This window comes from Halopenitus salinus (assembly GCF_042662125.1).
Taxonomy (GTDB): domain Archaea; phylum Halobacteriota; class Halobacteria; order Halobacteriales; family Haloferacaceae; genus Halopenitus; species Halopenitus salinus.
This window is the reverse complement of record NZ_JBHSXL010000008.1, coordinates 143,767-167,471: the sequence shown is the minus strand read 5'-3', so window position 1 is coordinate 167,471 and position 23,705 is coordinate 143,767. Positions and strand designations below refer to the sequence as shown.

Annotated in this window: 20 protein-coding genes and 1 tRNA gene; 3 read left to right on the top strand and 18 right to left on the bottom strand. The window is 70.0% G+C overall.

What is annotated here, in order from left to right; genetic code table 11:
• Positions 1 to 11 precede the first annotated feature (11 nt).
• From ACFQE9_RS09095 to ACFQE9_RS09070, 6 genes are all read right to left on the bottom strand, one after another.
• On the bottom strand, positions 12 to 989 hold the full coding sequence (locus ACFQE9_RS09095) for a Gfo/Idh/MocA family protein (protein WP_379743556.1): 978 nt from the start codon (positions 987 to 989) through the stop codon (positions 12 to 14).
• 257 nt (positions 990 to 1,246) lie between these two features.
• Positions 1,247 to 1,319, bottom strand: a tRNA-Pro gene (locus ACFQE9_RS09090).
• A gap of 88 nt (positions 1,320 to 1,407) precedes the next feature.
• On the bottom strand, positions 1,408 to 1,863 hold the full coding sequence (locus ACFQE9_RS09085; RefSeq protein WP_379743553.1) for a CHY zinc finger protein: 456 nt from the start codon (positions 1,861 to 1,863) through the stop codon (positions 1,408 to 1,410).
• A gap of 10 nt (positions 1,864 to 1,873) precedes the next feature.
• On the bottom strand, positions 1,874 to 2,467 hold the full coding sequence (trmY, locus tag ACFQE9_RS09080) for a tRNA (pseudouridine(54)-N(1))-methyltransferase TrmY (protein ID WP_379743550.1): 594 nt from the start codon (positions 2,465 to 2,467) through the stop codon (positions 1,874 to 1,876).
• Positions 2,468 to 2,473: 6 nt separating this feature from the next.
• Positions 2,474 to 3,376 (bottom strand): orotidine-5'-phosphate decarboxylase, encoded by a 903-nt coding sequence (gene pyrF, locus ACFQE9_RS09075; protein WP_379743547.1) that lies wholly within the window; start codon positions 3,374 to 3,376, stop codon positions 2,474 to 2,476.
• A 77-nt stretch (positions 3,377 to 3,453) separates the two neighbouring features.
• The gene (locus ACFQE9_RS09070; protein ID WP_379743544.1) at positions 3,454 to 4,065 is read right to left on the bottom strand and encodes a VOC family protein; all 612 of its coding nucleotides are present in this window, start codon (positions 4,063 to 4,065) and stop codon (positions 3,454 to 3,456) included.
• Positions 4,066 to 4,190: 125 nt separating this feature from the next.
• Between ACFQE9_RS09070 and hemB the strand changes: the two genes are divergently transcribed.
• Positions 4,191 to 5,171 carry a porphobilinogen synthase gene (gene hemB / locus ACFQE9_RS09065; RefSeq protein WP_379743541.1) on the top strand — a complete coding sequence of 327 codons (981 nt, stop codon included), beginning with the start codon at positions 4,191 to 4,193 and terminating at the stop codon, positions 5,169 to 5,171.
• A 93-nt stretch (positions 5,172 to 5,264) separates the two neighbouring features.
• Here hemB and ACFQE9_RS09060 read toward each other — a convergent pair whose 3' ends face one another.
• Complete coding sequence (locus ACFQE9_RS09060) at positions 5,265 to 5,510, bottom strand: ferredoxin (protein ID WP_379743538.1); 246 nt, start codon at positions 5,508 to 5,510, stop codon at positions 5,265 to 5,267.
• Between the two features lie 118 nt (positions 5,511 to 5,628).
• Between ACFQE9_RS09060 and ACFQE9_RS09055 the strand changes: the two genes are divergently transcribed.
• Positions 5,629 to 7,017: a phosphoglucomutase/phosphomannomutase family protein gene (locus ACFQE9_RS09055; protein WP_379743536.1), complete on the top strand. Its 1,389-nt coding sequence runs from the start codon at positions 5,629 to 5,631 to the stop codon at positions 7,015 to 7,017.
• A gap of 145 nt (positions 7,018 to 7,162) precedes the next feature.
• Positions 7,163 to 7,906, top strand: a complete 744-nt coding sequence (locus tag ACFQE9_RS09050; protein WP_379743534.1) for a DNA polymerase sliding clamp — start codon at positions 7,163 to 7,165, stop codon at positions 7,904 to 7,906.
• Between the two features lie 91 nt (positions 7,907 to 7,997).
• Here the strand turns inward: ACFQE9_RS09050 and ACFQE9_RS09045 are convergent, their stop codons facing one another.
• The 11 genes from ACFQE9_RS09045 to ACFQE9_RS08995 form a co-directional block, all read right to left on the bottom strand.
• A complete protein-coding gene (locus ACFQE9_RS09045; RefSeq protein ID WP_379743531.1) occupies positions 7,998 to 9,791 on the bottom strand; it encodes a histidine kinase N-terminal 7TM domain-containing protein in 1,794 nt (597 codons plus the stop codon).
• Positions 9,792 to 9,897: 106 nt separating this feature from the next.
• Complete coding sequence (locus tag ACFQE9_RS09040) at positions 9,898 to 10,545, bottom strand: DUF7474 family protein (RefSeq protein ID WP_379743529.1); 648 nt, start codon at positions 10,543 to 10,545, stop codon at positions 9,898 to 9,900.
• Between the two features lie 103 nt (positions 10,546 to 10,648).
• On the bottom strand, positions 10,649 to 11,542 hold the full coding sequence (locus ACFQE9_RS09035; RefSeq protein WP_379743526.1) for an ABC transporter permease: 894 nt from the start codon (positions 11,540 to 11,542) through the stop codon (positions 10,649 to 10,651).
• Positions 11,539 to 12,453: an ABC transporter ATP-binding protein gene (locus ACFQE9_RS09030; RefSeq protein WP_379743523.1), complete on the bottom strand. Its 915-nt coding sequence runs from the start codon at positions 12,451 to 12,453 to the stop codon at positions 11,539 to 11,541. The genes ACFQE9_RS09035 and ACFQE9_RS09030 overlap by 4 nt, the downstream gene beginning before the upstream one ends.
• A gap of 127 nt (positions 12,454 to 12,580) precedes the next feature.
• Positions 12,581 to 14,743, bottom strand: coding sequence for an NAD-dependent DNA ligase LigA (ligA, locus tag ACFQE9_RS09025; RefSeq protein WP_379743520.1), 2,163 nt, complete (start codon positions 14,741 to 14,743; stop codon positions 12,581 to 12,583).
• An 80-nt stretch (positions 14,744 to 14,823) separates the two neighbouring features.
• Positions 14,824 to 15,570 carry a uroporphyrinogen-III synthase gene (locus ACFQE9_RS09020; RefSeq protein ID WP_379743517.1) on the bottom strand — a complete coding sequence of 249 codons (747 nt, stop codon included), beginning with the start codon at positions 15,568 to 15,570 and terminating at the stop codon, positions 14,824 to 14,826.
• On the bottom strand, positions 15,567 to 16,430 hold the full coding sequence (gene cobA, locus ACFQE9_RS09015) for a uroporphyrinogen-III C-methyltransferase (RefSeq protein WP_379743514.1): 864 nt from the start codon (positions 16,428 to 16,430) through the stop codon (positions 15,567 to 15,569). Before cobA ends, ACFQE9_RS09020 begins: the two co-directional genes overlap by 4 nt.
• Positions 16,427 to 17,611 carry a hydroxymethylbilane synthase gene (gene hemC / locus ACFQE9_RS09010; RefSeq protein WP_379743511.1) on the bottom strand — a complete coding sequence of 395 codons (1,185 nt, stop codon included), beginning with the start codon at positions 17,609 to 17,611 and terminating at the stop codon, positions 16,427 to 16,429. Before hemC ends, cobA begins: the two co-directional genes overlap by 4 nt.
• 111 nt (positions 17,612 to 17,722) lie before the next feature.
• Positions 17,723 to 19,066 (bottom strand): glutamate-1-semialdehyde 2,1-aminomutase, encoded by a 1,344-nt coding sequence (gene hemL, locus ACFQE9_RS09005; RefSeq protein WP_379743508.1) that lies wholly within the window; start codon positions 19,064 to 19,066, stop codon positions 17,723 to 17,725.
• 112 nt (positions 19,067 to 19,178) lie between these two features.
• A complete protein-coding gene (locus tag ACFQE9_RS09000) occupies positions 19,179 to 21,845 on the bottom strand; it encodes a DUF2298 domain-containing protein (RefSeq protein WP_379743505.1) in 2,667 nt (888 codons plus the stop codon).
• A gap of 113 nt (positions 21,846 to 21,958) precedes the next feature.
• Positions 21,959 to 23,629 carry an ammonium transporter gene (locus ACFQE9_RS08995; protein ID WP_379743502.1) on the bottom strand — a complete coding sequence of 557 codons (1,671 nt, stop codon included), beginning with the start codon at positions 23,627 to 23,629 and terminating at the stop codon, positions 21,959 to 21,961.
• Between the last annotated feature and the right edge of the window lie 76 nt (positions 23,630 to 23,705).

The following is a 23,705-nucleotide window of genomic DNA, read 5'->3' as shown; positions in this document are numbered from 1 at the left end:
CCGGTAGTCTCTCACAGCGGGACCTGCTCGCCGGTCTCAACGCTCTCGTAGAGCGCGTCGATCACCCGCATGTTGTCGATCGAGTCCTGCCCGCCCGTCCTCGGCGTCTCCCCCGACTCGATACACTCGGAAAAGTGGTCGACCTCGTGGCGATACTGGTCCGCGGGATCGAACTCCTCGACGGCGTGGCGGCCGTCGACGTGGTACTCGAGCGTCGTCGAGACGTCGGTGGGCGCGTTGTAGGTCACCTCCCGCTCCGCCTCGATCCAGCCGTTTGCCCCCTCGATCCGGTAGCGCTGGACGTCCTGGGCGTCGAACGAACAGTCGAACTGGGCCAGGGCGCCGGAGTCGTACTCGAGGAGTCCGTCCATTCGGGTGTCGACGCCGCAGTCGCGCGCGTCGTGGGCGTACGCGAACGCCCGGTCGGGCTCCCCGAGGATCCACCGCGCGACGGAGACCGGGTAACAGCCGAGGTCCATCAGGCTCCCGCCGGCCAGATCGGGGTCGAGCCGGATGTCGTCGGGGTCCTCGAGCGGGAACTTCAACGTCCCGCTCACGTGGTGGACGTCCTCGAGCAGATCCCGAGCCAGCTCGCGGGCGCGCAGGTTCCGCGGGAGGTACCGGTACATGAACGCCTCCATCAGGACGACGTCGCGCTCGCGACAGTACTCGATGAGGTCCTTCGCCTCCGCGGCGTCGCTCGCGAGCGGCTTCTCACAGAGCACGTGTTTCCCGTGGTCCGCCGCGCGCTTCGACCACTCCGCGTGCATCGAGTTCGGGAGCGGATTGTACACCGCGTCCACGTTCGGCGCCTCGAAGAGCGCCTCGTAGGAGCCGTACGCGTCGGGGATCCCCAGGTCGTCCGCGACCGTCCGCGCCCGATCTTCACTCCGGGAAGCGATCGCCTGTACCGTGTGCTCGCCCCGTCTGACCGCCGGGATCAGGTCCTCCCTCGCGATCGCCGCGGTGCTGATGATGCCGAGTCGCATGGGTCCGGTGACTGATGGGGAGCTAATAAGGGTACCGTGGCATCCGGACTCCGAAACGCGGTTGCGACCACTCGACGACCGGGATTAACCACGAAAGAATGCGGGTAGTGGGCCGGCGCGAAATTCGAACTGGGCAAGACGGTCGCGCTCGCTTCCTTCGCGCGCTGCGACTTGCTGGCTCGAATTCGCGCCGGCGTGATTGACACACCCACTACGGACTCCTCGCTAACGCTCGTCGTTGCGAAGTGGGGTGAAAATGGGCCGGCGCGAATTCGAATCGCGGTTACGGCCACCCGAAGGCCGAAGGATACCAAGCTACCCCACCGGCCCGCGTTCGAAGACACGTCGCTCGGTCCTTTAACGCTTCCGAACCGCCTCGGATTCGGGTCCCCGCTCGTCGACGATCGCCGGACTCCGGTCAGTTCCTCGACTCGCCGTCCGCACGCTCCGTCGGCTCGAAGTACCGATCGCGGTGGGCGCGACACCCCGGATTGAACGCGGCGCCGCAGGCCGGACAGCGGTCATCACACTCGAGGTAGGCCGCGGCGCTCATCGCCTCGCCGCAGACCCCACACAGCACCGCCGGCTCGTCGAAGCGGTCGCGGGGCCACCGGACCGGCTCATGGTCGGTCGCCGCCTCGTGACACCGAAAACACGGGTAGTACGTCCCACAGCACGCGAACCGGAGCGCCACCACGTCGACGGCCTCGTGCCAGTGGGCACACCGCGTCTCCGGATCGACGTCGATCCCACGGAGCGGGACGGCGAAACGCTCGTCGAGATCGGGCTCGACCGTGGTTCGAGTTCGAGTTCGAGTTCGGGTTCGGGTTCGATCTCCCCCTTCGCCGCCGCCGTCGCCGTCGTTTCCGGTCATCGTCGGCGGATCAGTACGACGTGTATCCGCCGGTGTCGAGCCAGTTGTGTGCGACCGTGATCGCGTGGTCGGCGTGGAGGACCTCCGGGCCGACGCGCACCCGGCGGTCCGCGACGTCAGCGAGCACCTCGCGTTCCGCGTCGGTGAAGTCGCGGTGGTCCGAGAGAACGAAGACGGGGTCCTCCGGCGGCGTCTCATCGGCGAGCGGGCTGCCGTCCTCGTGTAACTGGACGATCGGGCCCTCGCGAGCGAGCCGATCGACGGTGGCCTCGAAGTCCATCCGGAGGATGTCGACGCCGGGCGAGACGTCGGCGGGCTGGTGGCCGATGGCCGACTCGCGTTCCGCGAACGCGTCCCGGATGCGCGCGGCGACGTTCCGCTCGTCCGGATGGAGGTGTCGCAGGTTCGCCGTGTCGAACCGCACGGTGTAGGCGTCGCCGCAGACGAGGTGGACCCGCACCGACTCCCGGATCCCGTGTGAGAGGAACACGGCGGCGCCGACGCTCCGGCAGAGCAGGTCGAGCCGCCCCGCGCCGGGGAGGTCGTCCAGCGGGATGTCGGGGGTCGTCGGGACCTCGTGGCCGACGATCACGAACTGGCGCATACGAGGTCACCGGAACTCGTTGAGTCGGCGTTTGAGACGCTTTGCCGACTCGCCGGCCGCCCGGAAGTAGGGCCCCTCGACCTCGCCGTCGCGTGCGGCCGTGACCTCCTCGCCCGCGAAGATGATCCCGCGCGAGGAGTTCACGAGCCCGACGTCGACGTCGTGGCCGTCCCGCGGGGCGAGTCCGAACTCGACTGCGGCCTCGGCGTCGCCGCCCTGGGCCCCGACGCCGGGGACGAGGAACGGGAGCGAGGGAACCGCCTCCCGGAGCGACTCGAGTTCATCGGGCGCGGTCGCGCCGACGACGAGGCCGACGTTGCCGTGCTCGTTCCACAGGTCGGCCAGGGCCGCGATCCGCTCGTAGACCGGCTCGCCGCTCGCGAGTTCCAGGTCCTGGATGTCGCTGCCGCCCGGATTCGAGGTGCGACACAGGACGAAGACGCCCGCCGTCTCCCGGTCGAGAAACGGCTGGAGCGAGTCGCGTCCCATGTAGGGATTGACCGTGATCGCGTCCGCGCCGAGATCGCCCTCCCCGTCGAGCGCGCTCGCGTACCGTCGGGTCGTGTTCCCGATGTCCGCGCGCTTGGCGTCGAGCAGGACCGGAACGCCCTTGCCGTGTGCGTAGGCGATCGTCTCCCGGAGCGCCCGCCAGCCGTCGGCGTCCTCGTAGAAGGCGGCGTTCGGCTTGTAGCAGGCCGCGTGCTCGTGTGTCGCGTCGATGATCCGCCGGTTGAACGCCCACCGCGGCAGGTCCGCGTCCGCGAGGAACGCCGGGATCCGGTCGGGATCCGGATCCAGGCCGACCGAGACGACGCTGTCGACGGCCGCGATCCGCTCCGCGAGCCGGTCGAAGAAGGCTCCGGCCGCATCACCGCCCGCGTCCCCATCCGTGTCCGTGTCGGTGCTCATCGGATCGGGATGGACGCCCCCGGCGAGTAAGCGTTTCCGTCCGTGGCAGTCGATCGACCGGGTCCGGACCGGGATCCCTACTCCACGCCGCCGACGCCGCTCGACGCCTCCGGCGTCTCGTTGCGGACGACCTCCATGCCGAGCGCCTCGATGGCCGCCTCCATGTGCTCGTCGTCGACGTACTCCGCGCCGGCCTCGACGCGGGCCTGCTGTGCGCGCGCGAGCACCTCGCCGCGGCGGTCGTCCGGGATCTCGTATTTGTCGACGGCGAGCTCGATCGTGAGGCCGTTGTTGTCGCGGGTGTAAAGCGAGTGGAACGCGCCGCGGTCGAACTCGTTGTAGCCGTATCCCGCCTCGTTCAGCGCCTCCTTTATCTCCTCGAGCCGGTCGGCCTCGATCGTGAACGCGAGGTGGTGGACGCCGCCGACCCCGGTCCGCTGGGGGTTGGCGTTCGAGGGCCGGTCGTCGGTGACGAAGAAGGTGAGGATCCGCCCGTCGCCGGTGTCGAAAAAGAGGTGGGTCACCTCGGGCTGGTCGAGGTTGGGCTGGCGCAACACGAGGGGCATCCCGAGCAGGTCGCGGTAGTACTCGATCGTGTCCTCGACGTTGCTGCCGATGACGGTGATGTGGTCCGTTCCGAGGGTGTGAATCGGGCTGTCCGGCCGGTCCGCGGTGACTTCCGGGTCCATGTTCGCTCCGTTGGGCCCCGAGGGCCTTCCCTGTACCGCCCGCGGCGAGCTATCACTTCGTTCATCCTCCCTTCGGCTCCGGCCGCGAGCGATCCTTAGAAGTCCGCGCGCGCCGAACGCCGCCCATGGACCTCACCGACCGGCCGCGCCGGCTGCGGACCGACGGCGTCAGGCCGCTCGTCGCCGAGACGTCGCTTTCGCCGACCGACCTGATCGCGCCGGTGTTCGTCGACGCCACGACGGACGAGCGCGTGCCGATCGACTCGATGCCCGGCCAGGAGCGCGTCCCGGTCTCTGCGGCCGGCGACCGAGTCGCCGAGATCGAGGAGACCGGCGTCGAGGCGGTCATCCTCTTCGGGATCCCCGAATCCAAGGACGCCGCCGGCACCCGGGCGTACGCGGACGACGGCGTCGTCCAGCGGGCCGCTCGCCGGATCGACGCGGAGACGGACGCCTACCTCGTCGGCGACGTCTGTCTGTGTGAGTACACGGATCACGGCCACTGCGGCATCCTCGAGGAGACGGCCGAGACCGACCCGACCCTCACCGTTCGAAACGACGAGACGCTCGATCTGCTCGTCCGCACGGCGGTCTCGCAGGCCGAGGCCGGCGTCGACATGATCGCGCCCTCCTCGATGACCGACGGGATGGTCGCCGCGATCCGCGAGGGGCTCGACTCGGCCGGATTCGAGCACGTGCCGATCATGAGCTACGCGGCGAAGTACGAGTCCGCCTTCTACGGCCCCTTCCGCGAGGCGGCCGACGGCGCGCCGGCCTTCGGCGATCGACGCCACTACCAGATGGATCCGGGAAACCGCCGCGAGGCGCTTCGGGAGGCCCGCCTCGACGCCGAGGAGGGCGCGGACGTGTTGATGGTGAAGCCCGCGCTCGCCTACCTCGACGTCGTCTCGGACCTCCGCCGGGAGTTCGATCACCCGATCGCGGCCTACAACGTCTCCGGCGAGTACGCCATGTTGCACGCGGCCGCGGAGAACGGGTGGCTCGACCTCGAGTCCGTCGCCCTCGAGTCGCTGTCCGCGATCAAACGCGCCGGCGCCGACCTGATCGTCACCTACTTCGCCGAGGACCTCGCCGAGCGGCTGTGACCGTCGGAGCCGCAGCCGTCACCTCTCGTCGACGACCCGACCCCCGCTCCCCCTCCTCCGTCTCGACCTCGTCCGACTCGATCCCCACTCCTCTCAGACGACCTGCTCCCCGTCGTCGTACACCTCGATCGCGTCGACCGGACAGACGCGTGCCGCGAACTCGGCCTCGAACTCCTCGCCTTCGGGGACCTCCAGTTCGTAGACCTCGACGTCCTCGTCCGGCCGCTCTCCCCCCTCGAGGTCGGCCTTCCCCTCGTCCATGTTCTTCGTGAACTTCCCCCACTCATCGACGCACTGATACATCCCGATGCAGGTGTCGCGATCGAAGACGACCTTCATACGCGGTGGTTCGCGGGAGGGACACATATCGGTGGCGACCGTCTCCCGAGGTGGGCTGTGTGCGGAGGACGCATCCCTGACCGATCAGTTATAAACCGCCCCGGCCGTCGGATCGACCATGGACGCCACGGACGCAGACCCGATCGCCTTCGGAACCGACGGCTGGCGTGCGACGCTCGACGTCTTCACCGACGATCGCGTCCGGATCGTCGCCCAGGCCGTCGCGGACCACCTCGAGGCAGCCGGGCGGTCGGACCCGGTGTTCGTCGGCTACGACGCCCGCGAGAGCTCCGAGGGGTTCGCCGAGCACATCGCGACCGTCCTCGCCGGCAACGGCTTCGAGGTCCTGCTTCCCGACCGCGACGTCCCGACCCCGGTCGTCGCCCACGCCGTCGTCGACCGCGGCCTCTCCGGCGCCTGCATGGTGACGGCGTCGCACAACCCGCCGGAGTACAACGGCGTGAAGTTCATCCCCCACGACGGCGCGCCGGCGCTGCCGGAGGTGACGGAGGACGTCGAGTCGAGACTCCGCGAGCCGGACCTCCTCCCCGCGGACGAACGGGCGCCGATCCGCCGGTGTGACCCGACCGCCGCCCACGCCGAGGCGGTCCGGGACCGGGTCGGCACCGACCTCTCCGGGCTCACCGTCGTCTACGACGCGATGCACGGCAGCGGCCGCGGCGTCACGGACCGGCTGCTTGCGGACGCCGGCGCCGAGGTCGTTCGGCTCCGCTGTGACCGGGATCCGACCTTCGGCGGTACTCCGCCCGAGCCGAGCGCGGAGAACCTGCACGCGCTCGCCGATGAAGTCCGCGAACGCGACGCCGACCTCGGGATCGCCAACGACGGCGACGCCGACCGGATCGCCGTCTGTACGCCCGATCGCGGCGTCGTCGACGCGAACCGACTGTTCGCTTTGTGCTACGACTCCCTCCTCGAGTCCGAGACCGGCGCCGCGGTCCGCAGCGTCCCCACGACGTTCCTGATCGACCGGATCGCCGACGCCCACGGCGAGACCGTCCACGAGACGCCGGTCGGGTTCAAGTGGGTCGCCAGGGAGATGGCCGACCACGACGCGCTCGTCGGCGGCGAGGAGTCCGGCGGCTTCTCGATCCGCGGTCACGTCCGCGAGAAGGACGGCGTCCTCGTGGGGCTGCTCGCGGCCGCGGCGGCCCTCGAGGAGCCGCTCGACGACCGTCTCGACCGGATCGCCGCCGAGTACGGCGAGATCCACACGGACCGGACGAGCGTGCCGTGTCCGAACGACCGAAAGGACGCGGTGATGGCGGGGCTCTCGGAGCGGATCCCCGACGACGTCCTCGGCCGGGGGATCGACCGCGTCGTGACCCTGGACGGGTTCAAACTCCTCTTGGAGGACGGTTCCTGGCTGCTCGTGCGCCCCTCCGGGACGGAGCCGAAGCTTCGCGTCTACGCCGAGGCCGAGAAGGCCGAGCGCGTCGAGGCGCTGCTCGCGGCCGGCCGCGATCTGATCGAGCCGTTGCTATAGGCCGCCGGGGCGTCCCTACGGGTGATGGGCGTCCCTACCCACGGGTGACGGGCCTCCCTACAGGTGATCTCACACGCGACGCGCGCGAAGAGAAATAGATCGGATCGCGGGTCTTTTTAGGCCATTACGCCGTAGCGGTCCGTATATGTTCAAGGCCATCGTGAGTGCGTCGACGCTTCAGGACGCGCTCGACTCCGTGAGCGTGCTCGTCGACGAGTGTAAGGTCCGCCTGAACGAGGAGGAACTCGCCATTCGGGCCGTCGATCCCGCGAACGTCGGCATGGTCGACCTCTCGCTCGAGGCCGCGGCCTTCGAGTCCTACGAGGCGGACGGCGGCGTCATCGGCGTCAACCTCGCGCGGCTGCAGGACATCGCCGGGATGGCCAACTCGGGCGACCTCGTCCACCTCGAACTCGACGAGGAGACCCGAAAGCTCCACATCCAGATCGACGGGCTCTCCTACACCCTCGCGCTCATCGACCCCGACTCGATCCGCCAGGAGCCCGACATCCCCGACCTCGACCTCCCCGCGGAGATCGTCTTAGAGGGCGCCCAGATCGACCGCGGCATCACGGCCGCCGACATGGTCTCCGATCACATCCGCCTGCGCGTCGACGAGGCCGCGGAGACCTTCTACATCGAGGCGGAGGGCGACACCGACGACGTCGACCTCGCGCTCGAGCGCGGCGACCTCATCGACCTCACCGCCGGCCCCGCCGACTCGCTGTTCTCGCTCGACTACCTCAAGGACATGAACAAGGCGATCCCGAAGGACGCCGAGGTCGTCGTCGAGCTGGGCGAGGAGTTCCCCGTCAAGCTCCACTACTCCTTCGGCGAGGGGATGGGCAACGTGACCTACATGCTGGCGCCGCGGATCCAAAGCGAATAGTCGGCTCACGAGCGGTCGACTCACGAGTGGCCGACCGACCCCGGGTCGTCGATCCGTCGGATCGCCGCTCGTTCCTCGAGGCGGGTGACCGTCATTCCGACGTATCCGTCGTATCCGTCGACGTGTCGTCCTCCATCGGTAGCCGCAGCGTCGCGACCGTCCCCCGCGGATCGCGGTCCGCGAACGTCGCCTCGGCGCCGATCGCCGCGGCCGCCCAGTGGACGATCCACAGCCCGAGTCCCGACCCGTGTTCGAGCGCCGTCTCCCGGCCCGCCTCGATCGCCTCGATCTCGTGATCGGGGATTCCGGGGCCGTCGTCCACGACGCGGATGACGGGCCCGCCGTCCGATCGATCGAGGACGACCCGCGCCCACGCACCGCCGTCCGGTCGTTCCGTTCCCGCGCCGTCGTGGTGGCGAAGCGCGTTCTCGAGGAGGTTCGAGACGGCGGCCGAGAGGGCCTCCTCCGGCACCGACGCGACCGGATCCGACTCCGGGTCGACGCCCGGTCCCCGCTCGAGGTTCACCGTCGCGTCCGGGAACTCCTCTTCGGCCTCCGCGACGGCTCGCTCGAGGTGCGCCAACAGCGCCACCGGCCGTGACGGCTCACCCTCGATCAGCGTCTCCACGGTCCGTGCCTTCTCGCCGAGCGCGGTCAGCGCGCCCGCGCGACGTTCGATCGCGTCCGCCATTCGGTGGTTCTCCCCCTCGAGGCGGTCCGCGAGCAGCTCGCCGTAGCCGCGCACCACCCCGGCGTCGTTTCGCAGGTTGTGTCGCAGGATCCGGTTGAGCACCTCGAGCTGCTGGCGCCGCCGCTCGCGCTCCGTCACGTCCCTGAAGATCGCGGTGTATCCGACGTGGGTTCCGGCGGGATCCGAAAGCGGAGACACGGAGACCGCGAACGTGGCTCGTCCGCCGGCGCTCGCGCCGTTCCAACTGCCCCCGACGTCTCCACCCCTCTCGACTCGCCGCTCGATCGTCGCCTCCTCGCCGACGTCCGGCAGATCGCCCCCGACGACCGTCGCTATCGGCCGATCGATCCCCTCGTCGGGGTCGAACCCGAAGGCGTCCGCGAACGCGCGGTTCGTCCTCGCGATCCGACCGTTCGGGTCGACCACCGCGAGCGGGTCGGCGAGGTCGTCGATCGCAGTGCGCTCGGCCGCCCGAACGGTCGTGGGGTTGCGCGCGAACAGCTCGCCGCGGCCGAACGCGTAGGCGTCCAGCACAACGTGCGGGATGAACATGATCGGCGCGAGGTTGAGCTGGGGAACCGGGCCGACGCCGAAGGCCCACGCGAGGAGCGCCAGCCCGGGCGGCAGCGCGCTGACGGCGACGGCCGCGGCCTCCCGCCGGAACAGCGGGCCGTAACTCGCCACCGTGTCGACGAGGAGCCCGACGGCCACGACCACCGCCAGGGTCGCGATCCCGAGGGTGAGAACCGCGGCCGGCGCCAGCGTGTATGAGACGGTGGCCGACCGAAGCACCGGATCGAGTTCGAACCCGGTCCACATCGCCCCGTGGAGGGGGTTCGAGAGAACGAGCACCGACGCGACGACGCCGAAGGCGACGAACGCCCCGTACCCCCGCCCCCACACCACGTCGCCGCGGCCGGTGTACTCGAGCGCGAACGCGAGGAAGGTGAGCCCGGTCCAGACGATCCCGACCCACGAGACCATCTCGAGAACCAGACGGACGCCGGGATCGTAGACGAGGAGGCCGACCCCGTATGCGAGACACCACCCCGCCTGCGCGAGCAACACGGCGAGGAACCAGTTCGCTCCCGGCTTCCCGCGGTGGGCGAGGACGCGCGCGACGAGCGCGAGACTCGCGACGGCGGCGGCGATCGACCCGATCGCGGGCCACGGCAGCGTCGCGACCTCGACCATACCCTCGCGAGGACGGGCGGCCTGCTAAAGGTGTCGTGCGCCTCGATCGGATCCGGACGTCGCTGCGGCTCGTCGGTTTCGCTCCCGATCTGCCGTTCCCTCTCTCCTACCCGTGACGCTCGATGACGCGCTTTGCGGCCTGGGCCTTCTCCTTCCAGCCGTAGCCCGCCTCGTAGACGTGGCGTTTCGAGTCGACGAGCTCGCCCGGCGACGACTCCTCGAAGCCGCCGCGGTCCCACGCGCCCGACTCGTGGAGCCACTCGATCACGTTCTCGCGCGTCTCCGACCAGGAGAGCCCGACCATCTCGTACCACGCGACCATCGCGAAGACGGCGTTGTCGTGACACCCCGGAACCGATCCGTGTTCGTAGATCGTCCGAACCGGATCGCGGGTCGGCTCGGAGACGAGTTCCTTGAACTCCGCCGCCGTGAGCAGCCGCAGCTCGCCACCGTCGTCCGATTCGGACTCGTTCACCACCTCCCGATCGATCCCCTCGCCCCCGCCGTCTCGAACCACGCGATTCCCGCGTTCGAGCGTTCCGAGCGCGGCCCGGTGGAGCCCCGACCACTCGCCGGGAACCGCCTCGCGGAGATCGGACTCGTCGATCCCCGCGGGAGCGCGCGTCAACACCGCAAGCAGGTCCGTGTAGGCCCGCTCGATCGTCGGCCAGTCGACCCCCTCGAACTCGCAGTCGGCCTCGTGGAGGCTGTTCGTGGTCCGACAGCCGGGACACGGGTACTGAAACGTCGCCACTACCCCACCGTTGGTCCCGGCGGAAATAGGGTTTTCGCGAGCGAGACGCGAGCCCGGTCGGGGCTCGCGTGCCCCGGGGCCCCGTGGTCCCCGGACCTACCCCTCAGAGGTCCTGTCGCTCGAACAACACCATCCCGACGTAGACGGGGACGACGAACCACAGCGCGAGCAGCCCGGCGACGAACGGGTCGGTGAAGTAGACCGGGAGCTCGTCGCCGAGCGCCTCCGCCGCCGCCGGATCGAAGAAGATGAAGAACCCGAACAGCTGCTGGCGAGCCTCCATCTGTGTCGAAAGCAGCGAGTCGACGAGCGTCTTGTAGGCCGCGGTCGGGTTGAGCAGCTTGAAGCCCAACTCGATCAGATAGCGCTGTTGGACGCTCGCGCCCGCGTACTCCTGAAGCGCCGATGCGATCCGCGAGGCCGCGGTCCCCCAGAAGACGTTCGTCAGGACGAACAGCCCGACCGACCCGACCATCGCCTGTCTGTCGCTTTCGGCGGCGGCGGAGATGCCGACGGCCAGCCCGACGAAGACGACGCCGAGGAGGACCGTCAGGAACGCGAAGGCGACGAACTGCCCGATCGCCTGTCCGCTCGTGGCCGGGATCAACACGAGGCCGGCCGCCAGGAAGCCGACGGCGATGGGCAACGCGACCACCGCGGACCGTCCGATGACCTTCCCGAGGACGACGTCCGCGCGCGAGTGGGGAAGCGACAACAACAGCTTCAACGTTCCGCTTTCACGCTCGCGGGTGATCGACGCGTAGCCGACGACGATCGCGATGATCGGCACGAGCACCGCCGTCCCCTCCTTCATGAACTGGACGAACAACACGACGATGCTCGTCGCCTCCGCGGCGTCGCCGAGCCCGACTCCCAACGTGTACCGGATCAACGCCGGTCCGGCGAACGTCACGACGAAGAGCGCGGAGAGGACCCAGATCCACCGCGATCGCACCGCGTCCTGGAAGTCCTTTCGCGCGACGGCACGGAAGCTCATTCGGCCACCTCCCCCTCGGTGTAGGCGAGAAAGAGGTCCTCCAGGGACGCCTCCGTGGTCTCGAAGTCCTGGACGACTACGCCCGCGTCCTCCAGGGCCGCGATCACGTCCGTCTTCACGCCGCTTTCACAGCTCACGCGGACCGTTTCGCCGTCGGTCTCCGCGCTCGCGACGCCCTCGATCGCCCGGACCGACTCGAGGTCCGACTCCGTCGCGGCGTCGACGGTGATCGCGAGCGTCTCGTCGCCGCCGACCGCCTCCCGGAGCCCCTCGATCGAGTCCTCCGCGATGAGCCGTCCCTCCCGCAGGATTCCGACCCGGTCACAGACCGCCTCGACCTGTCCGAGGACGTGCGAGGAGAAGAAGACGGTCGCTCCTCGGTCGGCCTCGGCCTCGACGATCTCGCGCATCTCCCTCGCGCCGGCGGGATCGAGCCCGGAGGAGGGCTCATCGAGGATGAGGAGCTCGGGCTCGCCGACGAGCGCCATCCCGAGCGCGAGCCGCTGGCGCATCCCCTTCGAGTAGCCGCCGGCCGGCCGGTCGGCGTCGCCCGCGATGCCGACGCGCTCGAGGATCGCCTCCGGATCGGCGTCGACCTCCTTCGAGTCGATCGCGAACTCGAGGTGCTGTCGTCCGCTCAGCCGGTCGTAGACGCCGAACCCCTCCGGAAGCACGCCCGTCTTGCGGCGGACGGCGACGCTTTCGGCCTGCGCGTCGTGGCCGAGCACGCGAACCGACCCGGAGCTCGGGCGGACGAAATCGAGGATGGCGTTGATGGTCGTCGACTTTCCGGCCCCGTTCGGGCCCAGAAAGCCGTAGATCTCGCCCTCCCGGACCGCGAGATCGAGGTCCTCGACGGCGGTCACGTCGCCGAACCGCTTCGTGACGCCGGAGAGATCGATGGCTGTCATACCACCGGATCCCTCCCGTTCGGATAAAGGGTTGTGGGTGTCGACTCGAGGGTCGACGGGACGCACTCTCGGGGCGCTGCGGCGGCCGCTCGATCATTCGTCATTCCGACGGCCGGTCGATCCCCCATCACTTCGGCGGCCACTCGATCCCCCGTTCGGCCAACAGCCCCTCGAACGCCTCCTCGTCGATCGTCTCCACGCCGTGTGCCTCCGCGTCCCGTCGCTTGCTCGTACCGGGACTCTCGCCGATCACGAGGTAGTCGGTGTTGCCGGAGACGCTGCCGGTCGCGCTCCCGCCGTGACGCTCGACGAGGTCCTCGGCCTCGCCCCGGGGAACGGAGAGGCTTCCCGTGAAGACGATCGTCACGTCCTCGAGTTCCGTTCCGCCCGCCGCTCCCGTCTCGCCGTACGGTTTCGGGTCGACGCCGAGATCGCGAAGCTCGGCGATCGTCTCGCGGTTCCGCTCCCCGTCGAGGAACTCCCGGATCTCCGCCGCGACGGTCTCGCCGACGTCATCGACCGATCGAAGCTCCTCCTCGGAGGCCGAAAGGAGCGCGTCGAGCGTGCCGAAGTGCTCGGCCAGGTTGCGGGCGGTCGTCGCCCCGACGTCGGGGATCCCGAGCGCCGCCAGGAAGTCGGGAAGCGGCGGCTCCGTCGTCGCCTCGAGCTGTTCGAGGAGGTTCTCGGCGCTCGTCTCTCCCCACCCCTCCAGTTCCGCGAGCGCCTCCCGATCGAGCCGGTAGAGGTCCGCGAGCGACTCGACGAGCCCCGCCTCCCGGAGCTGCGTGACGGTCTCGGGACCCAACCCCTCGATGTCGAGCGCGTCGCGACGCGCCCAGTGTTCGACCGCGCGTTCGAGCTGTGCCGGACAGCCGAGCCCGCCGGTGCAGTAGGCGATCGGGCCGTCGCGTTCCACCGGCGAGTCACAGACCGGACACCTCTCCGGGAACTCGAAGGCCCCCTCGGATCGCTTCTCCACGACTGCGGGGACGTAAGGGATGACGTCTCCGGCCCGGTAGATCCGAACGACGTCCCCGACGTTCACGTTCAGCGTCTCGATCTCCGCGGGGTTGTGCAGCGTCGCCCGCGAGACGGTCACGCCGCCGACGTCGACCGGTTCGAGCAGCGCCACCGGGGTCAACCGTCCGGTTCGGCCGACCTGGATCACGACGTCCTCCACCGTGGTGGTCTCGGTCCGCGGCGGGAACTTGTAGGCGAACGCCCACCGGTAGGACCGCGAGGTCGTTCCGAGCGCCTCCCGGGCGTCGAGGTCGTTCACCTTGATCACCGTCCCGTCGATCTCGTAGTCGAGATCGTCGCGCACCTCCTGTAGTCGATTCCGGTAGGCGATCGCGTCCTCGATCTCCCCCGTGAGTTCGATCCGGTCGTTTCGCCGCAGCCCCAACGACTCGATCGTCGACAGCGCCTCGAACTGGCTCTTCGGACGTGCGAGTTCCGAATCGGAGCCGTCCTCCCAGGCGAGCACGTCGAAGAAGAAGACGTCGAGCGGCCGCTCGGCCACGACGTCTGGATCGAGCTGTCTGAGCGTTCCCGCGGCGGCGTTTCGCGGGTTCGCGAACGGTTCCTCCCCGCGTTCTTGCAGCTCCTTGTTGTACTCGGCGAAGGCCTCCCGCGGCATGTAGACCTCGCCGCGGACGGCCAGAAACGACGGCAATCGGTCGGGGTCGCCGCGAAGCCGCTGTGGCACCGATCGGATCGTTCGGACCTGTTCGGTCACGTCGTCGCCCGTCGTCCCGTCCCCCCGCGTCGCCGCCCGAACGTACTCGCCGTCCTCGTAGACCACCTCGATCGAGAGGCCGTCGAACTTCGGCTCGCAGACGTACTCGACCGCCTCGGGGTCGAACCCGGACTCATCCAACTCCCGCCGGACCCGCTCGTCGAACTCGTGGACGTCCGCGGCGTCCGTGGTCTGGTCGATCGACAACATCGCCGCGGCGTGTTCGACCGACTCCAGCTCGTCGACCGGCGCCCCGCCGACGCGCTGGGTCGGGGAGTCCGACGTTCGCAGATCGAACGCGTCCTCGAGATCCCGGAGGCGCTCGAAGAGGGCGTCGTAGGTCGAATCCGAGACGATCGGCTCCGCCTCGACGTAGTAGCGGTAGTCGTGTTCTCGGATCGCCTCGCGAAGCTGCTCGGCCTGTGCCTCCGCCGCCGACTCCGAGAGATTCTCGACGGGCTCGAAGTCGGTCGGCGGATCGAGCACGTAGGGGTTCTCCGCGGGATCGGCGTACCGTTCGGCCTCCCCCGTTCCGGCTGCGTCCTCGCTCATGATCCCACCTGTGACCGCCATCGTGTAAAAGGGGTCGTGCTCGGCCGGCTTGCCCAGCTCGTCCCGGCCGTTCGCTCGCGCTACTCGCGATAGCTCGGCGCCGCCCGCTCGACGACCGCCGTCGCGAGCGCGTCGAAGGTCGCCTCCTCCGGAACCACGTCGACGTCGATGCCGTGCGATTCCGCCGTCTCGCGTGTCGGATCGCCGATCGCGCCCACGATGGTCGCGGAGAGTCCCTCCCGTGCGTCCTCCTCGATCCCGCGGTCGGCGGCCGCCTCGAGGAAGTGTTCGACGGTGAGCGAGGAGGTGAACGCGGCCGCCTCCAGCTCGCCGTCGGCGGCGAGCTCGGTCGACCGCCCGGCGTCGGCGGGGCGGACGAGCCGGTAGAGCACCGTCTCGTGGACGTCCGCGCCGGCCGCGCGCAGCCCGTCGGTGAGCACGTCGCTGCCGTGGTCCGATCGCGCCACCTCGATCCGGACCCCATCGACGGAACCCTCGAGCGCCGTGACGAGCCCGGCGGAGGTGTACTCCTCGGGGACCAGGTCCACCTCCCAGCCGACCCCGCGGGCCGCCTCGGCGGTCGCCGGCCCGATCGCGGCGAGCGTGGTCCCCGGATCGGGTTTCCAGCCCCGATCGGCGGCCAGTTCGACGCCCGTCTTGCTCGTGAGAACGACGTACGGCGCGTCCTCCGGAGTCCGTCCGGTCGCCTCGACCGCCAGCATCGGGTCCGGGACCGGATCGCCCCCCAGCGAGGAGAGCAGCTCGACCGCGTCGTCGATCCGCTCGTCGTCCGGCCGGAAGACCGCGACGCGAACCCGTCGGCTCACGCCCGGTCACCGTCCGTGGACGCGTCGCCGCGTCCCTGATCGTTCCCGCCCTCGCCGTCGATCGGCGCCGCGGTCGGGTTCTCCAGGAAGTCGACGACCCGCGAGCGGGTCGCCGCCACCTCGCCGATGACGGTGATCGCGGGCGGCTCGATACCCGCGGAATCGCGCGCCTCGACGATCGTCTCGAGGGTTCCCGTCGCGACCCGCATGCCGGGGCGGGTCGCCCGTTCGACGAGCGCGACCGGCGTGTCGGGGTCCGTCCCCGCCTCCAGGAGCGCGTCGACGTACTCGGGGAGCTTCCCCACGCCCATGAGGACGACGAGGGTGCCCCCGGTGGCCGAAAGCGCCTCCCAGTCGACGGCCGACTCGGGCTTCGTCGGGTCCTCGTGGCCGGTGACGAACGAGACCGAGGAGGCGTGATCGCGGTGGGTGACCGGGATCCCTGCGACGCCAGGTCCGGCGATCGCCGAGGTGATCCCCGGGACCACCTCGAAGGGGACGGACGACGCGGCGAGATGTTCCATCTCCTCGCCGCCGCGGCCGAAGACGAACGGGTCGCCGCCCTTCAGTCGGACGACCCGTCTCCCCTCGCGCGCGAGTTCGACCATGCGCCGGTTCGTGTACTCCTGGGGCGTCCACTCGCCGCCGGCTCGCTTCCCGACGTCCTCGCGTTTCTCCTCGGGGATCGCCTCGAGGATCTCCGGCCCCGGCAGCTTGTCGTGGAGGACGACGTCGGCCGACTCGAGCAGGTCGCGGGCTCGAACCGTCAGCAGCTCCGGGTCTCCCGGTCCGGAGCCGACGAGATACACCTTTCCGGACGCGTCCTCGGAGGCGTCCGCGGGTATCGAGTCGTCGCTCATCGCTCCTCGCTTTCGGGGTCCGCTCGACCCGGTTCGTCCTCGCGGTTCTCCCGGACGGATCCCTCGTCTCCGTCCGATTCGGCCGCCTCGCGGGCACGCTCTATCAGCTCCGCCGCTCCCTGCTCGGCGAGATCCTGCGCAAACGCCACCGCGTCCTTCGTGTATCGTTCGACGTCGAGATCACGCGTCTCCGCGATCTCCTCCGTGCCGTCCGGCGAGAGCACGCGGACGTTCGTCCGGACGTAGGAGCCCTGAACGATCGCGTTGATCCCGATCGGCGCGATGCACCCCCCGCCGAGTTCCGCGAGGATCGTCCGCTCCGCGGTGGTCTCCACGCGGGTCCGGGGGTGGTCGACGGCCTCGCGGACCGTCTCGATCACGTCGGGGTCGGACGCGACGACCGCGATGGCACCCTGGCCGGCCGCCGGCACGAACTCCTCGCGGTCGAGCCGAACGGTCGGGACCGAGTGCAGCAGGTTCGACCGCCGGAGGCCGGCCTCCGCGAGCACGAGCGCGTCGTACTCGCGGTCGACCTCCCGCTCCATCGCCGCCCGCTCGAGGTCCGAAAGCGAGTCGAACCACTCCTCGATCGTTCGGTCGAACGCGTGTTCTTCCCCTCCGTCGCCGCCTCCCCCGCTCTCCGCGGTCGCGGCCGTCTCCTCCGCGCGCGCGTCCATCCGCGCCTCGTGCTCGCGCTGGAGCGTGGGGGCGAGCAGCTTCTCGAGTCGAGTGTCGACGTTGCCGCGTATCGCCTCGACCTCGAGATCCGGCCGCGCGGCGCGGATCTGGGCCGTCCGGCGCAGCGATGCGGTCCCGACCACGGAGCCGGGATCGAGATCCGACAGATCGCTTCCGTCCGCGGTCACGAGCACATCCCCCGCCGGCGCGCGCCGCGGGACGCCCGCGACGACGAGGTCGTCCATCCCCTCCGTCGGGACGTCCTTCAGCGAGTGGACGGCGAGGTCCGCCTCGCCGGAGAGCACCTCCTCGTCGAGCGAGCGGACGAACGCCCCGGTCCGCCCCAGCTCGTGGATGAGGGCGTCCGGGATCCGGTCGCCGCGGGTCTCGACCGTCCGGATCTCGACCTCGCGGCGCCGGCTCGCGAGCGCGTCCTCCACCGCCGTCGCCTGCCTCACGGCGAGATCGGAGCCGCGCGTGGCGAGCCGAAGGGTCTGGGTCATACCCGAAGGGTGGCGCCCGGGCGTGAAAAGGCCTCCAGTTTCCGGTCGCGGGGCGCCCGTCTCCGGTCGACGCGCCCGGCCCGCAGCGCGTCGATCTGGAGCGCGTGTTCGTCAGAGTGCGTGCTTGTACGCCTCGAGCGTCTCCTCGACGTCCTCGTCGGTGTGGGCGTAGGAGACGAACTGGCTCTCGAACTGGTTGCCCGTAAGGAGGATCCCGCGTTCCTTCATCTCCTGGCGGAAGACCCGCTCCCATCGGTCCGTCCCCGCGCGGGCGACGTCGGCGCCCGTCTTCGGGCAGTACTCGTAGCGGGGACAGTCGGGATCCTGTCTGCACCCGGCCGTACAGCACTCCCCGAGGTCGGACCGCGCCGGCCCCTCGCGGGTGAAGATCGTCTTGAACAGCGAGTCGGTTCCGACGACCGTGTAGGAGGGCGCCTGGTCCGCACAGATCTCCGTGATCCCCTTTCGGAGTCGACGGCCCAGATCGTTCACGTGCTCGTAGACGTCGTGTTCGGCCGCGTACTCGAGGTAGGCCTTGCCGGCCGCCATCGTCACCGGGTGTCCGGAGAAGGTTCCCGCCTGGAAGACGTCGCCGGACGGGGTGAACGACTCGATGATCTCCGCGCGGCCGCCGATGGCGCCGACGGGGAAGCCCCCGCCGACGATCTTGCCGAAGGTCGTGACGTCCGGGGTCACGCCGAACTTCCCCTGGGCACAGCTCAATCCGCCGACCCGGAAGCCGGTGATGACCTCGTCGAAGACGAGGAGCGAGCCGTGCTCGTCACACAGCTCCCGGAGCGTCTCGTGGTAGCCGTCGACCGGCATCACGATCCCCATGTTCGCGAGGATCGGCTCGACGAGCACGGCGGCGATGTCCTCGCCGTGTTCCTCGAACACCTCTCGGGCGGCCTCTGGGTCGTTGAACGGCACCGGCAGCGTGTGTTTCGCGAACTCCTCGGGGACGCCGGCGGTCGAGGGGCTCGGGTCGTCGGCGTCGCCCTCGACGAGCGTCGACTCCTGGGCGCCGTGGTAGCCGCCCTGCATGATCACGACCTTGTCGCGGCCGGTGTAGCCCCGCGCGAGCCGCACCGCGGAGACGGTGGCCTCCGTCCCGGAGTTGACGAACCGGACCTGCTCGACGCTCGGGACGTGGCGGGCGAGGAACTCCGCGTGTTCGACCTCGACCTCCGTCGGCGCCCCGTACATCGGCCCGTCGGCGGCGGCCGACTGGATCGCGGCGGTCACGGACTCCGGGACGTCGTGGCCGTAGAGCAGGGGTCCATAGCCCATCACCCAGTCGACGTACCGGTTGCCGTCGGCGTCGATCACGTGGCCCCCCTCGCCCCGCTCTATGAAGACGGGATACGGGATCGTCGCCCGGACCGAGGAGTTGACGCCGCCCGGCATGACCGAGAGTGCGCGATCGTACAGCGCGCGCGAGCGCTCGTGGTTCATGTCCCTCCCTTCGGGGGAGGGGAGAAAAGACGTTACGTTCGTCCGGTGGCCTCGCCGCCCCCCCGACCGAATACGTTCGTGTCCGCGCTTCGGGCGTCACCGTCTCGGTTCGTCACTGGATCAGGTCGATCTGTACCTCGCCGTCCTCGTGGACCCGATCGATCGGAACGCCGAGGTCCAGCCGCACCCGAACGGTATCGCCGGGACCCAGGCGAACCGGCTCGTGAGCACGCGCGTGCTCCTCGCCCGCGGTCGCCTCCACCGTCGCGAGTCCGGATCGGATTCGCGGTGGTTCGCTCGCGGCGCTCCCGTCCGTTCCGTTCTCCCCCGCCTCGTTCACGATCGTGAGTTCCATCACGAGGTGACCCGACTCGTCCTCCCGGAACTCCCAGTCGTCGACGGAGAGGGTCCGGTTCTCCGAGTCCTCGGCGAGTTCGAGGTCGTACCCCGGCGTCTCCGCGTGGTCGACCCGATATATCCGGACCCCCTCGTTCTCGAAGACGCGTTCCATCCCGTCCATCGACCCGAACGCGACGGTCCGGTCGTAGGCCTCCCGCTCGGCGCGGCCGACCCAGACGTACTCGACGTCGTAGTTCTCGAGTAGCGTCCCGACCACGACAGGGTCGCCCGTGTACATCCGGTCGACGTGTGTGGCGCGCCGCTCGAACGCCTCGTCGCCCCGGTAGCCGCGCTGGTGATCCCAGCCGACCACGGTCGGCAGTCCGGTGAACGTCGAGGCCACGGATCCCCACGTGTAGCTTTGACGCGTCGGGGCCTCGAGCACGGTCGGAGTCCCCTCCCGCTCGTCGAGCCACTGGAGCGCCGCGAGCTGGTCGGGGTACCACCGCTCGTGGCCATCGAACCCGTCGATCGTCGGGTCGCTCGGCGGGTCGCCGAGCTCCTGGCCGACCACGAGCGCCGGGAAGACTGCACTCGCCATCAGCACGCACCCGACCGCGAGAACCGCCGCGAGTCCCGGAAGGCGATCGCGTGCCGGGGTGCCGCCCCCGAGGCTCCCGTTGCGTTTCTCCCCCGCCACACGCAGCCGCTCGCGTCCCCACGCGAACAGCCGGGTGGCGACGATCCCGGCGGCGATCGCCGACAGCGTCCACGCCTGGATGGCGACCTTGAGCGTCGTGTTCCAGCGGTCGAACTCCGGGGGCCACACGCGCGCGTGGACCAGCTCCATCGACAACACCAGCCCGACGCCCGCCAGAAGCAGCGTCGTTTCGAACCCGGATCCATCGTCGAAGCGAACGACCGCGTAGCCGGCGAGGAGGAGCCCGCCACAGACCGCGAGCGCCGGGAACGCGAACGGGCCGACGAGCAGCCCCGCGAGGACGGCTCCCGCGGCGAGGACCGCGACCGTCCGCGACCGTGACCCGAGATCGAGCGTCGGCGCCGCCCGCCACCGCCACCCGAGGAAGGCGGCGAAAAGCAGGAACGGCCCGCCGTACAAAAGCAGGAGGCCGACCAGTTCCGTTCGCGGCGGGAACAGCCCGATGCCGTCGTTCGTCGGCGTCCCGCCCAACAGGAACGGGGACGCCGCAGCGATCGAGAGCCCGCCGACTGCCGCCCCGGTCGCCGTCCCGAACAGGAGCCTCGATACCTCCCCGAGCGGCGTTCCGTCCTCGTCGATCCCGTCCGGCAGCGCCGTCCGGATCCGACCTCCCGGCGCGAGAAGCGTGATCGGGTGTGCCGGCGCGGTGATCAGTCCCAGCCAGGCGAGCCCGACCGCCGTCGGCAGCGCCCAGGTGTTCGTCACGCCGAGCCACCCGCCGACGAGCGGGATGCCACAGCCGAGGAGGAGCAACCGCCGCCGCCGATCCTCGGCCGGCGTCAGGTAGTAGGCGTACGCGAGCCCCGCGGCGAGAAGCAGGAAGCCGGTCGTGATCGTGTGGCCGTGGTGGTCGCCCTTCACGAACGAGTACAGCGGCGTCTCCTGGAGGGTGCCGGGAACCACGTATCGTGCGTCCCACCACGTCCACGTCCAGGGATTCGACTGCGCCAGAACCGCCTCCTCGTAGGCGTCCCTGATCGCGCCGAAGACCGGCGCGCCGTACCGGATCGCGGTCTCCTCGGGGAGGAGTCCGTACGCGAGCCGAACCGGCGTCGTGACGGTTCCCGCGAGCGCGACGAGGAAGGCGCTCGCCGCGCCGGCGCCCCGTCTGGAGACGCCGCTTCGGTCGGCGATCGCGCCGGCGAGCCCGTAGGCCGTGGTCGCCAGGACGCCGAAGTACGTGGCGAGCGCGAGGTTGTACGCGTACCGCAGCTCGACGCCGCCGACCGTCGCCATCGTCGCGGTCGTGGTGTGGCCGCCGTAGTAGTACCGCAGCGGCTCGCCCGCGAACCACATGTCCTCCGGCGGCAGCGCGGGGGCGCGCGAGACGGCGTTCAACACGCCGAAGTGCAGGAACTGCTCGCCTCCCTGTGGAGTTATCGTCGGGGACGCGGTCCGCAACGCGAGCGCGAACCCCATCGCGAGCGCGAACACGCCGGCGACCTCCGCCGCCCGCCGGGGTGCGGGACGGTGTCCCCGCGCGAACGCGACGGCGCCGGCGGCGACCGGGATCGAAACCACGATGACCGCGACGGCGGGTCCGTATCGGAGCTGGCCGATCCAGACCGCGCTCAGCCCGACGCTCACGATGGAGAGGGGAAGCGCGAACGCCGCTCCCCTGTCCGGCAGCGTCGGCCAGACGAGCGCACAGACCGGCAGCGCGGCCACGTACAGGACCGCACAGACGAGAAGCCACCGGGCGATCTGGAGAAGCTCCATTCGATCCGGACGCGTCGCTCAGCGGAGTTAAGTGCTTTCTCCTCTGCGGCCCTCGTCGGGCGAAAAATGGGACGTTCGAGCGTTCGGTCGGCCGGCGTTCGGTCCGAAGCGGCTCAGACCGCCTCGGGACCCACGTCGCCGGTGCGCACCTGCAGCGCGTCCTCCACGGGCATGATGAACACCTTGCCGTCGCCGGGCTCGCCGGTGCTTGCGGCCTCGCGGATCGCGTCCGCGACCTCGCCGGCCGGGACGTCGGCGACGACGCACTCGACCTTCACCTTCTGGTGGAGGTCGACGACGTACTCCTCCCCGCGCCACTGGCCCTTCTTTGCGGGCTGGGAGCCGCGACCGGAGACGTTCGTGACCGTGAGCGAGGGCGCGCCGACCTCGGCGAGCGCGCTCTTTACCGCGCCGAGCTTCTCGGGGCGGACCACGGCGGTGACCATCTTGATCTCCGAACCCTCCTCCTCGCCGCCGTCGGCGCGCACGCCGGCGTTGCCGCCGTCGGCCGCCATCGGCTTGCCGAACTCGGGGTAGGTGTCGACGCCGTGTTCGCTGACGTCGAGCCCCTCACGCTCGTGTTCGGGCGTCACGCGGGCCTGGCCGGCCGCCTTGAACGCGCCGAAGACGACCGCGGTCGCGGCGACCGTCCAGACCGTGATGACCGCCACGCCGACGATCTGCGCGACGAGCAGGCTCATCGAGAACCCGTTCACGTGGACGAACGGCAGCGCGAGCACGCCCAGCACGCCGGCGGAGCCGTGTACCGGAAAGACCGCACAGACGTCGTCGATCTTCAACGTGTCCGAGACGAACTCGAAGACGAACGGAAGCTGCAGTCCCGCCAGCAGCGCGACGAGCATGGCGCCCCACCAGGTGACCACGTCGGCGATCCCGGTGACCGCGACGAGCCCGGCGAGCAGCCCGTTCGCCACGTACAGCGTGTCGACCTTCCCGTTGACCGCGATGGAGGCGATCGACGAGCCGATGGCGCCGCAGGCCATGCCGACCGTGGTCGCCAGCGCGACGCGTCCGACGACCGCGTAGCCGTCGAGGACGAGTTCGCCGTTGTCGACCGCGAAGACGGTCGCGGTCGTGCCGACGTTGAACCCGTACCAGCCGAAGGCCAACACGAGCGTGCCGAGCACGGCGAAGGTCAGCGAGTGGCCGGGAATGACGTTCGTCGAGCCGTCCTCCGCGTAGCGGTCCAGGCGCGGACCCAACACGTAGGCGGCCGTGAGCCCGGCGATGCCGCCCATGCCGTGGACGATCATGCCGCCGGCGAAGTCGTGGAACCCGAGCCCGGCGAGGAAGCCGCCGGCCCAGGTGAACCCGACGACGACCGGGTAGATGATCGCCGAGAGGAGGACCGTGTACCCGACGTACGCGCGGAGCTTCGCGCGGCCGGCGACCGCGCCGGAGACGATCGTCGCCGCCGTCATCGCGAAGACGGCGCCGAACAGCCAGCTGTTCACCCAGGCGCCGTCGGACGCGGTCATCGCCGCGGTCAACGCGCCCAGGCTGTAGGACCCGCCGCCGGTGAGCCCGCCGGTGATCGCCTCGACGCCGAAGCCGACGAAGAAGTAGGCCACGATCCCCACGCTCCAGGTGAGCAGGTTCTTCGTCAGCTGGTTGGCGACGTTCTTCGCGCGCACCTGTCCGGCCTCCAGCATGGCGAAGCCGGCGTGCATGAAGAAGATGAGGAAACACGCCACCGCGACCCACATCAGGTTCACGCCCTCCGCGATCACGGCGGGATCCACCTGCGCGAGCAGTCCGCTCATTCGGTGATCCCCTCCCCGAGACGGGTGCTTGGTTTACGTTCCGGTACTATTCCGATCGGTTCGTCCGTGTTCGTGT

Excerpts from the sequence above, each read along its gene's own strand:
- ACFQE9_RS09095 (WP_379743556.1), bottom strand. The coding sequence starts at position 989 with ATGCGACTCGGCATCATCAGCACCGCGGCGATCGCGAGGGAGGACCTG.
- ACFQE9_RS09085 (WP_379743553.1), bottom strand. The coding sequence starts at position 1,863 with ATGACCGGAAACGACGGCGACGGCGGCGGCGAAGGGGGAGATCGAACC.
- trmY (WP_379743550.1), bottom strand. The coding sequence starts at position 2,467 with ATGCGCCAGTTCGTGATCGTCGGCCACGAGGTCCCGACGACCCCCGAC.
- pyrF (WP_379743547.1), bottom strand. The coding sequence starts at position 3,376 with ATGAGCACCGACACGGACACGGATGGGGACGCGGGCGGTGATGCGGCC.
- ACFQE9_RS09070 (WP_379743544.1), bottom strand. The coding sequence starts at position 4,065 with ATGGACCCGGAAGTCACCGCGGACCGGCCGGACAGCCCGATTCACACC.
- hemB (WP_379743541.1), top strand. The coding sequence starts at position 4,191 with ATGGACCTCACCGACCGGCCGCGCCGGCTGCGGACCGACGGCGTCAGG.
- ACFQE9_RS09060 (WP_379743538.1), bottom strand. The coding sequence starts at position 5,510 with ATGAAGGTCGTCTTCGATCGCGACACCTGCATCGGGATGTATCAGTGC.
- ACFQE9_RS09055 (WP_379743536.1), top strand. The coding sequence starts at position 5,629 with ATGGACGCCACGGACGCAGACCCGATCGCCTTCGGAACCGACGGCTGG.
- ACFQE9_RS09050 (WP_379743534.1), top strand. The coding sequence starts at position 7,163 with ATGTTCAAGGCCATCGTGAGTGCGTCGACGCTTCAGGACGCGCTCGAC.
- ACFQE9_RS09045 (WP_379743531.1), bottom strand. The coding sequence starts at position 9,791 with ATGGTCGAGGTCGCGACGCTGCCGTGGCCCGCGATCGGGTCGATCGCC.
- ACFQE9_RS09035 (WP_379743526.1), bottom strand. The coding sequence starts at position 11,542 with ATGAGCTTCCGTGCCGTCGCGCGAAAGGACTTCCAGGACGCGGTGCGA.
- ACFQE9_RS09030 (WP_379743523.1), bottom strand. The coding sequence starts at position 12,453 with ATGACAGCCATCGATCTCTCCGGCGTCACGAAGCGGTTCGGCGACGTG.
- ligA (WP_379743520.1), bottom strand. The coding sequence starts at position 14,743 with ATGAGCGAGGACGCAGCCGGAACGGGGGAGGCCGAACGGTACGCCGAT.
- cobA (WP_379743514.1), bottom strand. The coding sequence starts at position 16,430 with ATGAGCGACGACTCGATACCCGCGGACGCCTCCGAGGACGCGTCCGGA.
- hemC (WP_379743511.1), bottom strand. The coding sequence starts at position 17,611 with ATGACCCAGACCCTTCGGCTCGCCACGCGCGGCTCCGATCTCGCCGTG.
- hemL (WP_379743508.1), bottom strand. The coding sequence starts at position 19,066 with ATGAACCACGAGCGCTCGCGCGCGCTGTACGATCGCGCACTCTCGGTC.
- ACFQE9_RS09000 (WP_379743505.1), bottom strand. The coding sequence starts at position 21,845 with ATGGAGCTTCTCCAGATCGCCCGGTGGCTTCTCGTCTGTGCGGTCCTG.
- ACFQE9_RS08995 (WP_379743502.1), bottom strand. The coding sequence starts at position 23,629 with ATGAGCGGACTGCTCGCGCAGGTGGATCCCGCCGTGATCGCGGAGGGC.